Origin of the sequence: Cognatiyoonia koreensis (assembly GCF_900109295.1) — a bacterium.
GTDB classification, from domain to species: domain Bacteria; phylum Pseudomonadota; class Alphaproteobacteria; order Rhodobacterales; family Rhodobacteraceae; genus Cognatiyoonia; species Cognatiyoonia koreensis.
Window position 1 is genome coordinate 1295810 of sequence record NZ_FOIZ01000001.1, and the last position, 14248, is coordinate 1310057.

Below are 14248 nucleotides of genomic sequence, written 5' to 3' on the forward strand. Positions count from 1 at the left end.
TAAAAGGGCCGCATATGCGCCAGTCGACTTTCCGCAACATTGCCCACGTTGTTCTGGCCTGTGCGGCACTTGCTGCCTGCGACGCGCCACAGGTCGTAAATACCTTTGAACCCACCAGTCAGGTCGTTCCCGGCGTCATGGCCGCCGCACCTGTAGAAGAACGCGATGCGTTTGCGCGGCAGTTCCTGAACGGTATCCAGGCGTCATCCATTGCACAAAGCCGCGAACTATGCGGCTATTTTGTCCTGTCGCGCGGGCAACTGATTGCCACACCCCCACGACGCGGAACAGAGGCCAGTTGTGACTACGGGCCAATTCCAATCGGAACCGTCGCGAGCTATCACACCCACGGATCATACGGCGCGCAATATGACAACGAAGTCCCCTCAGGATTTGATTTGATCAGTGCAATCGACGTGCAATTCGACGACTATGTCAGCACACCGGGCGGCCGACTTTGGCGTGTCGATGGTAAGACAGGAACGGCGACGCAACTTTGCGGGCTCGGATGCCTTGTTTCGGATCCGAATTTCGTTCCTCGGGACGAGGGCAATGTGCGCCCAGTCTACACTGTTGCGACCTTACGGCGCCGCCAAGAACTCTAGCAATTCGACACGCGCGACCTAAGTAGACCGGCGGTAAGCCAATGTTAACGTAACCGTTATCGCTAAACCAAGATGTTATCGATAACATACTGATATAAATGTTATTTCTCCTTTCAGTGACGGTCTCCTGCCCCTATACCGCTGCCAACCATTGGGGCGGAAGGACGAACAGGCATGACGGTTACATTGGGTATCAACGGCTTTGGCCGCATTGGACGCTGCACGCTTGCACATATCACCGAGGCCGCTCGCAACGACGTCCAGGTTATCCGCATCAATGCAACAGGCCCGATCGAGACCAACGCACATCTCTTAAAATACGACAGTGTGCACGGGCGCTTTGGCTCGCCTATAACAGTGAGGAACAACACACTTGATCTTGGTCGTGGACCGATCGAGGTCATGTCGACTTACGAACCAACCGAACTGGACTGGTCCGGCGTCGATGTTGTGCTGGAATGCACCGGCAAATTCAATGATGGCACGCAGGCTGACGTCCACCTTGGGCGGGGCGCGAAAAAAGTTCTCATTTCCGCCCCTGCCCGCAACGTTGACCGTACTGTCGTCTACGGTGTCAATCACCGCGACCTTTTGGCTGACGAAAGAATGGTGTCGAATGGATCGTGCACAACCAACTGCCTTGCCCCGCTTGCCAAGGTCCTGAACGATGCCATAGGGATCGAGCGCGGTATCATGACGACGATCCACAGCTACACCGGCGACCAGCCGACACTTGACCGCCGACACAGCGATCTTTACCGCGCCCGCGCTGCGGCCATGGCGATGATCCCGACATCGACCGGAGCGGCGAAAGCATTGGGCGAAGTATTGCCGGAACTCTCCGGCAAGTTGGATGGCACAGCTATGCGTGTTCCAACCCCGAACGTGTCCGCCGTGGACCTGACATTCGAGGCAGGAAAGTCGGTCAGCCCCGCTGACGTCAACGCAATCGTAGCGGAAGCGGCAAGGGGATATATGGGCATGGTCATGGCTTACGACGAAGAAGCCAAGGTCAGCATCGATTTCAATCACACCACGCAAAGCTGCATCTTCGCTCCCGATCAGACAAAGGTCGTCGGCGGCAAGACGGTGCGAGTGCTGGCATGGTACGATAACGAATGGGGTTTTTCAGCACGAATGGCCGATGTGGCGGCCACCATGGGACGTCTGCTGCATTAAGTTGCGTTCCAAGTCAGAATAAATCCGACATCGGCTGAATTTCCAGCGTCGTCCTCAATAGATGCGTAGATGGGCCCAACAGGTGGTGAACTCACAATGATTGAGCCGCGTGCATAACGCTGCGGGGAAACTGCCGCACCTCATCCCGCCTGAACGTCGGACATTCGCTTTCGTTACTGGACTTGTCTGCTCCTGTAACGTTCTGCCACCCTTCATTTGCCCTTCCATCCATGACCCATTGGCACCTTTCGCAAAAGAAGTCGGTTCAACCGCGTTGTCTTCCCTTTGCTGCCCGGACGTGCATGCCTATAGAAAGATATGACCAATACAATTGCTCTTTGGCTCGGTGCCATCATCATTGCCGTATTTGCCCTGGATGCGTTTGTCTTTGGCTGGGGCCTGCCGGTATTGATAATGCGCTATCTGTCTGATCTGATCCAATGGCTCGCCGTCTGGCGTTAAGCGCGTGCATCTTGGGTTGACCTTTTCGCCCAAATCGCAATGTTAGCGCCAACAGCGGCGAGATCGTCGCATTCACAGTCGCAGGAGGCCAAAATGGCAGTCAAAGTTGCAATTAACGGATTTGGTCGGATCGGGCGCAACGTATTGCGCGCCATCATTGAAAGCGGACGTACAGATATCGAGGTTGTCGCGATCAACGACCTTGGCCCTGTAGAGACAAATGCGCACCTGCTTCGCTTTGACAGCGTACACGGCCGTTTCCCCGCGACAGTGACCACAACAGAAGACACGATCGACGTTGGCCGTGGCCCGATCAAGGTCACAGCGATCCGCAACCCGGCTGACCTGCCATGGTCCGATATTGATGTCGTGATGGAATGCACTGGTATTTTCACCAGCAAAGAAGCCTGCCAAGCTCACCTCGACAACGGGTCAAAGCGCGTCCTGATTTCGGCTCCCGGCAAGGATGCCGACAAGACAATCGTTTATGGCGTGAACCATGACAGCCTGACCAAAGATGACATCATCGTTTCCAACGCCTCTTGCACAACAAACTGCCTGTCCCCCGTTGCAAAAGTCCTGAATGACGCGGTTGGCATCACCAAGGGGTTCATGACAACGATCCACAGCTATACCGGCGATCAGCCGACGCTGGATACGATGCACAAGGATCTTTATCGTGCGCGGGCTGCGGCCTTGTCGATGATCCCGACGTCAACGGGTGCTGCAAAGGCTGTCGGACTTGTGCTTCCTGAATTGAATGGCAAGCTTGACGGCGTTGCAATTCGCGTTCCAACACCGAACGTCTCTGTCGTTGACCTCACATTCGAAGCGTCAAAGTCAACCACGGTTGAAGAAATTAACGACGCTATCATCGCCGCAGCAGATGGGCCGTTGAAAAACATCCTGGGGTACACAGCGCTGCCGATGGTCTCCTGTGATTTCAACCATGATCCGCACTCCTCTGTGTTCCATCTGGACCAAACCAAGGTCCTGGACGGCAATATGGTTCGTATACTGAGCTGGTACGACAATGAGTGGGGCTTCTCGAACCGTATGAGCGATACTGCCATCGCTATGGCCAAACTCATCTGATTTGGTTCACAATTGATCTATGCAAAGGCCGTCCTCTGCAGGGCGGCCTTTTTGCATGACCCAGGGTAACATGCTGGAAATTATGGCAGTTTTATGAGGATAGCCATGCACTCTCTGCAATGCGGCACGGCGATTGTATCAATTGTTCTGCAGCGCAGCGTTGTTACATGTTGATCAACAGAAAACGAAGCGTACACATAGAGGAGCACGCAAATGACTGTCCTGAGTACTGTTAAGACTGCCGTCGAAAAGCGCGCCAAATACCTGCGCACGAAAGCAGAACTGCAAAGAATGCCACAAGAGGTCGCAATCGACCTTGGCATTTTCCGCGAAGATGCAGGCAAGATCGCATACCGCGCCGTTTACGGCTAATTCTGCGAAAGACAAGAATTCAAAGCCGCCCCTTATCGGGCGGCTTTTTAGTTTCGGTGGTGGCATTATTGCCAGCACAAATAGCCAAGGCGTCGTGCCAATCACATGCGTGATAGCCTGGCCCGCATAGCAGCATTTACTGCGGGTGAGACGAATGCGCTGACATCACCGTCAAGTCGCGCAATTTCCTTGACCAATTTTGAGGCAATCGCCTGATGCTGTGCTTCCGCCATCAGGAATACTGTTTCGATACTGTCATCAAGCACCCGGTTCATACCAACCATCTGATATTCATATTCGAAATCGGCGACAGCCCGCAGACCGCGGACGATAATGCTGGCACCGACATCACGGGCGCAATTGATGAGAAGGTTCTCGAAGGGATGAACCACGATTTCGCAACCAGTCTGGCTAACAAGCGGCGCGACCTCGGTTTCGATCATCGCCACGCGTTCTTCCAGACTGAACATCGGCCCCTTGTCACGGTTGATTGCAACCCCGATCACCATCCGATCAACCAACGAACAGCCGCGCCGGATGATATCGGTGTGACCCTTGTGAATCGGGTCAAATGTGCCGGGATATAGGCCGGTGCGCATGGCTGCCCCCTGTCTTGAACGTGGGCTGCACGCAATAGGAATATGTCATGGATTGCAATAGGCCTAGTGCCCCATAATCATCCCTTCAAGGGCGTCTTTTTCCATGGCCAGTTCCGCAAGTCGCGCCTTAACGGTATCGCCGATGGAAATCAGGCCGATCATTTCCCCGTCTTTCACAACAGGCATATGACGAAACCGTCCGGTGGTCATCATTTCAAGCACTTCGAGGGCGCTGTCCTCGGGTCTGCAAGTCACGAGTTTGCTTGTCATCATTGTATGTACGGGATCATCAAGACAGACCGCCCCGCGTTTACCGATTTCCCGTACGATGTCGCGCTCTGACAGGATGCCGTCAAGCGATGTACCGTCTGACGAAACGACAACCGTCCCGATCCGTTCGGTCGACAGCAGGTTTGCCGCAGTGGCGACAGTGTCATCAGGCTTGACTGAAATAATGCCGGATTGGGCCTTGGACTTGAGGATTTGCTGCACCAGCATTTGTCGTCTCCTTTGCGGGTCTTTCCACCATAGCGTCAACGATGCGGGGCTATTCTGTCAAGCGTCGCATCAGCTCTTTTTCATTTGGCGCTTTCACACAGGATTTCCGAGGGTTATCCTCTGCACCGAATAGGAGGACTCCCCATGCAAGAACTGACCCATTACATCAACGGCACTCATGTCAAAGGCACGTCTGGCCGCTTTGCCGATGTATTCAATCCTGCGACGGGTGAGGTGCAGGCAAAGGTGCCGCTTGCCGGGGCCGCAGAACTGGATAAGGCCGTCGAAATTGCCGCCGCTGCACAACCCGCCTGGGCTGCGGTAAACCCCCAGCGCCGCGCACGTGTGCTGATGAAATTCGTCGATCTGTTGAACCGCGATATGGACAAGCTGGCCGAAGCGCTGTCGCGCGAACACGGCAAGACCCTTCCTGACGCCGCGGGCGATGTGCAGCGCGGGCTGGAAGTTGTGGAATACTGTATCGCCGCGCCACAGATGCTGAAGGGCGAATTCACGGATAGCGCCGGCCCGGGAATCGATATGTATTCGATGAAGCAGCCATTGGGCGTTTCCGCTGGCATCACGCCGTTCAACTTTCCTGCGATGATTCCAATGTGGATGTTTGCGCCAGCCATCGCTTGCGGGAATGCGTTCATTCTCAAACCTTCTGAACGTGATCCATCCGTCCCACTGATGCTTGCAGAACTGCTGGAAGAGGCCGGGCTGCCCAAAGGCATTCTGCAAGTGGTCAATGGGGACAAAGAGGCTGTTGACGCGATCCTTGATAATGAAATTATCCAATCGGTCGGGTTCGTCGGCTCGACACCGATTGCGGAATACATCTATGGCCGTGGCTGCACGAATGGTAAACGCGTCCAGTGCTTTGGCGGTGCCAAGAACCACATGATCATCATGCCCGATGCGGACATGGATCAAGCTGCTGATGCACTGGTCGGTGCAGGTTATGGTGCGGCCGGCGAACGCTGCATGGCGATTTCTGTCGCCGTCCCTGTCGGCGATGAAACGGCAGACCGATTGATCGAAAAGCTTGTGCCGCGTGTCGAAGCGTTGAAGGTCGGACCATACACGTCAGGCAAGGACGTGGATTATGGCCCCGTCGTCACCGCAGCTGCCAAGGCGAACATCGAAAGACTGGTGCAATCTGGCATAGATCAAGGCGCGAAACTGGTCGTGGATGGCCGTAATTTCAAACTGCAAGGATACGAAGACGGCTTTTTCATCGGTGCCCATCTTTTCGATCATGCAACCAAGGACATGGATATCTACAAGACCGAGATCTTCGGGCCCGTTCTTACAACGGTACGCGCGCAAAGCTATGAAGAAGCAATCGGATTGGCCATGGATCACGAATACGGAAATGGCACCGCGATCTTTACCCGCGATGGCGATACCGCTCGCGACTTTGCCAACAGGGTCAATGTTGGTATGGTAGGCATCAACGTGCCAATTCCTGTTCCTCTGGCGTACCACACCTTTGGCGGCTGGAAGAAATCGGTATTCGGCGATTTGAACCAACATGGGCCGGACGCGTTCAAATTCTATACGCGCACAAAGACAGTCACATCGCGCTGGCCGTCAGGAATTAAAGAGGGTGGAGAGTTTTCTATTCCTATTATGGAGTAAACAGAATTCATTCGGGGGTGGTTCGGCGTAAGGCCGGACCAGTGAATGCCAATGCCAACAGGTTTCAGGATAATTCCGAAATACGGAATTGTTTTTATTCAGCACAGCGGACTGATTACCGTAAAGGAAAGCATGGACGCAATTGCGGCCTATGCCGCGCATCCCGATGCCGCACCAGGCCAGAAACACCTCGTCGATTGCGCTCCGGTTACCGACTATGAACGGGACTGGGCGCGTATCATGAGCATTCAGGCTCGCATGACCGAAGTGATCAAGCCGGACGGGCCTGAAACTCTGTTGGTGCTTCATGCGCCAGCGGGTATGCCACGAACAGTTGCGAATCTTATTCGAAAGTCGTGGGAAGGAAATGGGCCAGTCCTGCCCCGCATTGTCGACACAGAGGCAGAAGCGCTTGATCTTGTCGGGGCGAAAGTCGCCTGCTTTTCGGATTTGTTGGCGATGGCATGAGGTGCCCCCGTGGTCACATCACCGTGAAATCGAAGAATGGTCGACAACGATCCAGCAATCGGGGCTAAGCTGATGGAATAATCAGTTGATGGAGTCTGAAATGCCGAACCCTACCCGACGCGATGCCCTGCGGATAACCGCTGGAGCAGCGGTTGCCCTGCCAATGATGGCGACAACAGCAGTTGCCGCAACCCACACAGTCACAATCCAGAACTTTGCGTTCAATCCTGCCAATCTGACAATCTCAGCTGGCGACACAGTAACGTGGATCAATGCAGACAGTACGCAGCACTCCGCCCTTGATCTTGGCGGTGCCTTTGACACCAACCTGATCAATCCGGGCGCGTCTGCATCTTTGACATTCAATGGCCGTGGCACTTTCAATTATCGCTGTGGGCCGCATCAGAACATGCGGGGGAGCATTACCATCACCTGATTCGGCGCGGCAGACGCATCTGCGCACACCTTTTTCATTTTGACATCCACGCAAGCACGCGTCACGATAATCTGAACAACCGTTCAATTCTTGGGACCCGTCATGGATTTTGCGCTGACAGAAGAGCAAACGGCTATCTTCGACATGGCCCATGCGTTCGGGATGGAAAACATCGCGCCATTCGCCCGGCAATGGGAAGCCGACGGCACGATTCCTCGAGATCTTTGGCCAAAACTGGCAGAGCTCGGGTTCGCTGGGCTCTATGTCTCTGAAGACAATGGCGGGACAGGGCTGTCCCGCCTCGATGCGACACTCGTTTTCGAGGCGCTTTCGCATAGCTGCGCGTCTGTGGCAGCTTTCCTGTCTATCCACAACATGTGCGCAAAAATGATCGACAGTTTCGGGAGCGAAGACCTCAAAGCGCGGTACCTTCCCAAAGCGCTGACGATGGAAACGGTGCTGTCTTACTGCCTGACCGAACCCGGCTCTGGATCCGATGCTGCCGCCCTTAAAACCCGCGCCGAAAAGACCAATGCCGGATACAAAGTGACCGGCACCAAGGCGTTTATCTCTGGTGGAGGGTATTCGGATTCATATGTTGTCATGTGCCGCACAGGAGATGCGGGGCCCAAAGGCATATCGGCGCTTTTAATTGATGACGGCAACGATGGCCTGACGTTTGGCGGCCTCGAAGACAAGATGGGCTGGCGCAGCCAACCCACCCGTCAGGTCCAACTTGACGCCTGTGATGTTGCCGCAAAGAACCTGCTTGGTGAGGAAGGCAAAGGATTCAGCTACGCGATGGCGGGGCTCGATGGTGGCCGGTTGAACATCGCCGCCTGCTCAATCGGCGCGGCACAGGCTGCCCTTGATCAAACCGTGGCGTACATGAAAGAACGCAAGGCCTTCGGCAAAGCAATCGACCAGTTCCAAGGTCTGCAATTCCGGCTCGCAGACGCCGAGATTGCGCTTCAGTCAGCGCGCGTGTTCTTGCGACAGGCGGCGTGGAAGCTGGACCAACAGTCACCAGACGCCACGCAGTTCTGCGCGATGGCCAAGAAACTCTGTACCGAGGTTGGCAGCGATGTCGCGGACCAGTGTCTGCAATTGCATGGCGGATATGGCTATCTTGCGGACTATGGCATCGAAAAGATCGTGCGTGACCTGCGCGTGCACCAGATTCTCGAAGGCACAAATGAAATCATGCGACTGATCACAGCGCGACATATGATCAGATGAGCGATCTCCTGATACGTCAAAAGGGTCGCGCTGGCTGGATCACCCTCAATCGACCGCAGGCGCTCAACGCGCTGACCTATGACATGGTCCTGCAAATCGAACAGGCACTCGACGCGTGGCGTGAGGCCGACCTCGCCTGCATCATCATCGACGCGGCGGGGGAAAAGGCATTTTGTTCCGGCGGCGATATCGCCGACATGTATGCGTCCGGCCAGCGCGGTGATCTCAGCTACGGCCGCCAGTTCTGGCAGGACGAATATCGCCTGAATGCAAAGATTGCCGCTTATCCAAAGCCGATTTTCACCTTTCTGCAAGGATATACTATGGGCGGCGGTGTTGGCGTCGGTTGCCACGCGTCACACCGCATCGTCGGAGAGAGCAGCCAGATCGCAATGCCGGAATGTAGCATCGGTCTCGTCCCCGACATCGGTGGAAGCTTTCTTCTCGCCCGGGCACCGGGGTTTTCTGGAACCTATCTCGGCCTGACAGGGACCCGAATGAACGCCGCTGATGCAATCACGGCGACCTTCGCCGACCATTTTGTTCCGCAATCGGACTGGGCATCTTTGAAATCGCAACTGACAACAGGCGATCTGACCCTTCCCCGACACGCAGCCCCGGGTGGAACGCTGATGAGTTTGCGTCCGCACATCGACGCGGCATTCCACAACCAGACTTTGGCCGACATACTGCGAGACCTGCCGGCCGATACTACTCTCAATCGCAAGGCGCTGGAGCGAAATGCACCGCTAGCGATGGCCTGCGCAGTGCAGATCATTGCCAAAGTCCGCCAAAACCCGTCAATCAGGACAGCCCTACGACTTGAATACCGTTACACCTATCGCGCCGTTGCACAGGGTGATTTCATCGAAGGTATCCGGGCTGCGATCATCGATAAGGATCGCACGCCACACTGGCAGCACACCAGCCCGCTTGACGTCACCAGCGCAGAGGTGGACGCCATGATTTCCCCCCTCTCCCCGGATCAGGAGCTGAAACTATGAAAATTGCCTTTATCGGTCTCGGCAACATGGGTGCGCCAATGGCGACAAATCTTGCCCAGACGCATGATATCACGGGGTTCGACACCGTCGCTAAACCCGCAGGCCTCACTCTTGCCGAGTCCGCAGCCGCATCAGTCAAGGGTGCCGACGTTGTCATCACAATGCTCCCCAACGGCGCAATTCTGAAAGCGGTTGCCGATGACATCCACCCTGCCATGCGAAAAGGGGCCATCCACCTCGACTGCTCAACGGTCGACGTCGCCAGCGCCCGGGCCGTGGCGCAACAGGCAGAAGCGCACGATCTTCAAGCCGTCGATGCACCGGTTTCGGGTGGCATTGGTGGCGCTACGAACGGCACATTGACATTCATGGCCGGCGGTCCGGAAAACGCATTCGAAAAAGTGCGGCCACTGTTTGACATCATGGGACAGAAAGCAGTGCATTGCGGCCCGGCCGGCAATGGGCAGGCCGCCAAGATCTGCAACAACATGATTCTCGGGATCACCATGATCGGAACCTGCGAAGCATTCGCTCTTGCAGACAAACTAGGTCTCGATCGGCAGGCCATGTTCGACGTGGTCTCGACGTCATCGGGATACTCGTGGTCGATGAATGCCTATTGTCCTGCCCCCGGAATCGGCCCGCAAAGCCCCGCCGATAACGGCTACAAACCCGGCTTCGCCGCGGTACTCATGCTAAAGGACCTACGGCTTTCGCAACAGGCCGCCAAGGATGCCAACGCTGATACACCATTAGGAAAGGCCGCTACAGAGCTCTATGAGCTATTCGTCGAAGCCGAGGGCATGGGTGAATTGGATTTCTCTGCAATGCTGCCACGTTTCGAAAAACGTTCACGATCCGACTGACGTCGGGCACATGGCTTTCTTTGTCCCATCAAACTTCCGCCGGAGGCATGCGGAACGATAGCCAAACACGCCGCGATGCATATCGTGTCACAGTTGAATCCGTGAAACGAAACGCGCGGTAGCGCCCCTTTCCTCAGGAGCCGTGTTCACTGACGACATTCGCCCCGTCCGGGAGCAAGACCCGCGATCTGTCGCCAAAAATCACGATGCTCTCACAAGTCAAACCAGACAGATCAATTGTGGCTGTTGGTCGTGCAAGCATCGTCAGGCGTTCGCAGCGTCCTGAAACAGAAATCTCGGCATCGTCGTTGCCGCGCAATCGCAGGTTCGGCGTGGAAACCGAAACCGATATCTTGCCGTTCTCGGCCTCGGCGCGAAACTGCGGTTGTTCGCCCAGATTTGCGGTGATGATAGCGCCGGACAATGCCTTCAATTCGCGCACTTGCGGCATCTGGATCTTCGTATTGAATTGATCGCGACGCCCATTTGTCCAGATCAACCAACGCTTGTTGCGATCAAGGCGCAGCCATTCTCCGAACTGTGCCGAACGAAACTGCGTAATATCCCCCGCGCTATCATCAACAATGACGGATGCTTCACCGACCGTTACTTCTGCAACGATGCCGTTGCGCACTTCGACAGAGTGAAACCCATCAAAATCAAACGTTTCATCCGCATAAACAGAACTTGTCAGCAGCAATAATCCCAAGGCGAGTCGGCGCATTACACATCTCCGTTTCGCGTGTTTTGCGCGAAAGAATCCCGTAACACAAACCACAAACCTGCTACTCGGCAGCAACTTTCCGGGATTTCAGCATCGGCTTGAGATACTTGCCGGTATAGCTGGCCGTGACTTCAGCAACTTCCTCTGGCGTACCTTCGGCGACAATACACCCACCGCCATCTCCACCTTCAGGCCCGATGTCGATGATGTGGTCCGCGGTTTTGACGACGTCGAGGTTGTGCTCGATCACCACGACCGAATTGCCCTGATCGACAAGTTCATGCAGCACTTCCAACAGCTTGCGCACGTCTTCGAAATGAAGGCCCGTCGTCGGTTCGTCCAGAATATAAAGCGTTCGTCCGGTCGACCGTTTCGCAAGCTCCTTCGACAATTTTACGCGCTGCGCTTCGCCACCAGACAACGTGGTCGCTTGCTGACCGACCTTGATATATCCAAGACCCACACGCATCAGCGCATCCATCTTGTCTCGGATTGACGGCACCGCCTTGAAGAAGTCCTGCGCATCCTCAACAGTCATATTCAGCACATCGGCAATTGATTTGCCCTTGAATTTGATTTCCAGAGTTTCGCGGTTGTAGCGCGCGCCCTTGCAAGTTTCGCATTCGACGTAGACGTCCGGCAGAAAGTGCATCTCGATCTTGATGACACCATCACCTTGGCAGGCTTCGCACCGTCCGCCCTTGACGTTAAAACTAAAGCGCCCCGGCTTGTAGCCGCGCGCCTTGGCTTCGGGCAGCCCGGCAAACCAGTCGCGGATCGGCGTGAACGCGCCCGTGTATGTGGCCGGATTCGAACGCGGCGTACGCCCGATTGGTCTCTGGTCGATGTCGATAACCTTGTCCAGATGCTCCAGACCTTTGATCGTTTCGCAAGGGGCCGGCGTCTGGCGCGCACCGTTCAGCTTCATAGACGCGGTCTTGAACAGCGTTTCGATCGTGAGCGTGGACTTCCCGCCGCCGGAAACACCTGTCACGCAGACAAATTTCCCAAGTGGATATTCAACCGTCACATTCTGGAGGTTGTTGCCCGTCGCCTTGACGATCGTGACTTTCTTTTTGTTGCCTTTGCGGCGGATCGCAGGAACAGGAATCTCTTTCGCGCCGACCAGATACTGACCGGTCAGCGACTTGTCATTTGCCATGATCTCCTGCGGCGTGCCTTTCGCTACAACCTCGCCACCGTGAACGCCTGCACCGGGACCGATGTCAAAGACATAGTCCGCCTCGCGCACGGCCTCCTCGTCATGCTCGACAACGATCACTGTATTGCCTTGGTCGCGCAGGTTCTTAAGCGTCGTCAGAAGCCGATCATTGTCGCGCTGGTGCAGACCAATTGATGGCTCATCCAGGACGTAAAGAACACCTGTCAGACCCGATCCGATCTGCGAAGCAAGTCGGATCCGCTGGCTTTCGCCGCCCGAAAGCGTGCCAGAATTTCGGGACAAGGTCAGATATTCAAGCCCGACGTTGTTCAAGAAGCCAAGGCGTTCACGAATTTCCTTCAAAATCGCTTTTGCAATCTCATTCTTCTGCTTGGACAGTTTATCGGGAACGGTGAGGCACCAGTCATAGGCCTCCTTGATCGACATCTGAACGACCTCACCCACGTGCAGACCACCGATCTTGACGGCCAAGGCCTCTTGCCGCAGTCGGAATCCGTTGCAGGTGCCGCAGTGCCGATTGTTCTGGAATTGCTCGAACTCCTCGCGAATCCAGCTGCTATCGGTTTCGCGGTACCGCCGTTCCATGTTTGGGATAACGCCTTCAAACGGGCGTGATACCTGATAGACGCGACCGCCTTCATCATAGCGGAACTTGATTTCTTCCTTACCCGATCCGCGTAGGAATACCTCCTGGACCTTCGGGTCGAGGTCTTTCCATCGCGCGTTCTTGTTAAAGCCGTAGTGCTTTGCAATCGCTTCGATCGTCTGCAGGAAATACGGGCTCTTGCCCTTGCGCCAGGGGGCCAGTGCACCGTCGGCGATCTTCAATGTGATATCCGGCACCACAAGCTGTTCATCAAAGAACAGTTCAACGCCCAAACCGTCGCAGTCTGGACAGGCACCGAAGGGCGCGTTGAAAGAGAACAGGCGCGGTTCGATTTCCGGGATCGTAAATCCAGACACCGGGCAGGCGAAATTTTCAGAGAATGTATGACGCTCCGGATCACCCTCTGTCGGCGCTGTTTCAAGAATTGTTATACCATCAGCCAGATCGAGCGCGGTTCGGAACGAGTCCGCCAGTCGTGTCTCAAGACCCTCGCGGACCACGATCCGGTCAACCACAACATCGATATCGTGGCGAAACTTCTTGTCCAGCGTTGGCGGTTCATCCAGTTCGTAAAACTCACCATCGACTTTCACGCGTTGAAAGCCCTGCTTGCGCAGTTCCAGAAACTCCTTGCGGTATTCGCCTTTGCGATCACGGATAATGGGGGCCAACAGATACCCGCGCGTGCCCTCTTCCATCGCCATGACACGATCAACCATGTCCTGTACCTGCTGTGCCTCAATTGGCAGCCCGGTCGCAGGCGAAAACGGCGTCCCTGCCCGTGCAAAAAGCAGGCGCAGATAGTCATAGATTTCCGTGATTGTGCCCACGGTCGAACGCGGGTTCTTGGATGTCGTCTTTTGTTCGATCGAAATGGCCGGACTTAGACCGCTGATGTGATCCACATCCGGCTTTTCCATCATATCAAGGAACTGGCGCGCATAGGCTGACAGGGATTCGACATACCGCCTTTGCCCTTCGGCGTAGATCGTATCGAACGCCAGGGACGATTTGCCGGACCCCGACAGACCGGTGATGACGACAAGCTTATCGCGCGGAATATCGACATCGATATTCTTGAGATTATGCTCGCGTGCGCCGCGTACTTCGATATTTTTCAATTCTGGCATTCTGGCCCCCAAGCCTACCCGCCAAGACATAGCGACGGGAAAGCAGATTGCCAGAGCGAAACTAGAACATTAAGTGAACGTGAACAACAAAAAAGCGGTTGAAGGTTGCTGACTTGGCAACTTGTCGGGCCAGATCC

Annotated in this window: 15 protein-coding genes; 11 read left to right on the forward strand and 4 right to left on the reverse strand. The window is 55.4% G+C overall.

The genetic code is table 11. The features are described 5' to 3' along the window. The first annotated feature begins 14 nt into the window (after positions 1 to 14). The 5 genes from BMY44_RS06475 (at position 15) to BMY44_RS18175 (ending at position 3713) form a co-directional block, all read left to right on the forward strand. Positions 15 to 605 (forward strand): DUF4329 domain-containing protein, encoded by a 591-nt coding sequence (locus BMY44_RS06475; protein ID WP_089991755.1) that lies wholly within the window; start codon positions 15 to 17, stop codon positions 603 to 605. Positions 606 to 779: 174 nt separating this feature from the next. Next, a complete protein-coding gene (gap, locus tag BMY44_RS06480; protein WP_089991757.1) occupies positions 780 to 1784 on the forward strand; it encodes a type I glyceraldehyde-3-phosphate dehydrogenase in 1005 nt (334 codons plus the stop codon). 318 nt (positions 1785 to 2102) lie between these two features. Next, entirely contained in the window at positions 2103 to 2246 is a 144-nt protein-coding gene (locus BMY44_RS18170) for a hypothetical protein (RefSeq protein ID WP_165611793.1), read from the forward strand. Positions 2247 to 2339: 93 nt separating this feature from the next. Further along, complete coding sequence (gap, locus tag BMY44_RS06485) at positions 2340 to 3341, forward strand: type I glyceraldehyde-3-phosphate dehydrogenase (RefSeq protein WP_089991760.1); 1002 nt, start codon at positions 2340 to 2342, stop codon at positions 3339 to 3341. Between the two features lie 213 nt (positions 3342 to 3554). After that, positions 3555 to 3713 carry a hypothetical protein gene (locus tag BMY44_RS18175; protein WP_165611794.1) on the forward strand — a complete coding sequence of 53 codons (159 nt, stop codon included), beginning with the start codon at positions 3555 to 3557 and terminating at the stop codon, positions 3711 to 3713. Positions 3714 to 3814: 101 nt separating this feature from the next. Here BMY44_RS18175 and coaD read toward each other — a convergent pair whose 3' ends face one another. Both coaD and BMY44_RS06495 read right to left on the reverse strand, forming a co-directional pair. Then, entirely contained in the window at positions 3815 to 4312 is a 498-nt protein-coding gene (coaD, locus tag BMY44_RS06490) for a pantetheine-phosphate adenylyltransferase (RefSeq protein WP_089991763.1), read from the reverse strand. Positions 4313 to 4375: 63 nt separating this feature from the next. Next, positions 4376 to 4810, reverse strand: a complete 435-nt coding sequence (locus BMY44_RS06495; RefSeq protein ID WP_089991766.1) for a CBS domain-containing protein — start codon at positions 4808 to 4810, stop codon at positions 4376 to 4378. 144 nt (positions 4811 to 4954) lie between these two features. Between BMY44_RS06495 and BMY44_RS06500 the strand changes: the two genes are divergently transcribed. The 6 genes from BMY44_RS06500 to mmsB all read left to right on the forward strand — a co-directional run bounded on the left by BMY44_RS06500 (position 4955) and on the right by mmsB (position 10467). Next, on the forward strand, positions 4955 to 6454 hold the full coding sequence (locus tag BMY44_RS06500) for a CoA-acylating methylmalonate-semialdehyde dehydrogenase (protein WP_089991768.1): 1500 nt from the start codon (positions 4955 to 4957) through the stop codon (positions 6452 to 6454). Positions 6455 to 6499: 45 nt separating this feature from the next. Next, complete coding sequence (locus BMY44_RS06505; protein WP_131801583.1) at positions 6500 to 6922, forward strand: hypothetical protein; 423 nt, start codon at positions 6500 to 6502, stop codon at positions 6920 to 6922. A gap of 100 nt (positions 6923 to 7022) precedes the next feature. Beyond that, a complete protein-coding gene (locus BMY44_RS06510; RefSeq protein ID WP_089994638.1) occupies positions 7023 to 7358 on the forward strand; it encodes a cupredoxin domain-containing protein in 336 nt (111 codons plus the stop codon). Between the two features lie 102 nt (positions 7359 to 7460). Next, positions 7461 to 8597 (forward strand): acyl-CoA dehydrogenase family protein, encoded by a 1137-nt coding sequence (locus BMY44_RS06515; protein ID WP_089991774.1) that lies wholly within the window; start codon positions 7461 to 7463, stop codon positions 8595 to 8597. Next, positions 8594 to 9601, forward strand: a complete 1008-nt coding sequence (locus BMY44_RS06520) for an enoyl-CoA hydratase/isomerase family protein (protein ID WP_089991778.1) — start codon at positions 8594 to 8596, stop codon at positions 9599 to 9601. The genes BMY44_RS06515 and BMY44_RS06520 overlap by 4 nt, the downstream gene beginning before the upstream one ends. Then, positions 9598 to 10467, forward strand: coding sequence for a 3-hydroxyisobutyrate dehydrogenase (gene mmsB, locus BMY44_RS06525; RefSeq protein WP_089991780.1), 870 nt, complete (start codon positions 9598 to 9600; stop codon positions 10465 to 10467). Before BMY44_RS06520 ends, mmsB begins: the two co-directional genes overlap by 4 nt. A gap of 133 nt (positions 10468 to 10600) precedes the next feature. On the opposite strand, the gene BMY44_RS06530 is transcribed toward mmsB, so the two are convergent. Both BMY44_RS06530 and uvrA read right to left on the reverse strand, forming a co-directional pair. Beyond that, complete coding sequence (locus BMY44_RS06530) at positions 10601 to 11191, reverse strand: GIN domain-containing protein (protein ID WP_089991783.1); 591 nt, start codon at positions 11189 to 11191, stop codon at positions 10601 to 10603. Between the two features lie 61 nt (positions 11192 to 11252). Continuing rightward, positions 11253 to 14111 carry an excinuclease ABC subunit UvrA gene (gene uvrA, locus BMY44_RS06535; RefSeq protein ID WP_089991786.1) on the reverse strand — a complete coding sequence of 953 codons (2859 nt, stop codon included), beginning with the start codon at positions 14109 to 14111 and terminating at the stop codon, positions 11253 to 11255. Positions 14112 to 14248: the final 137 nt, after the last annotated feature.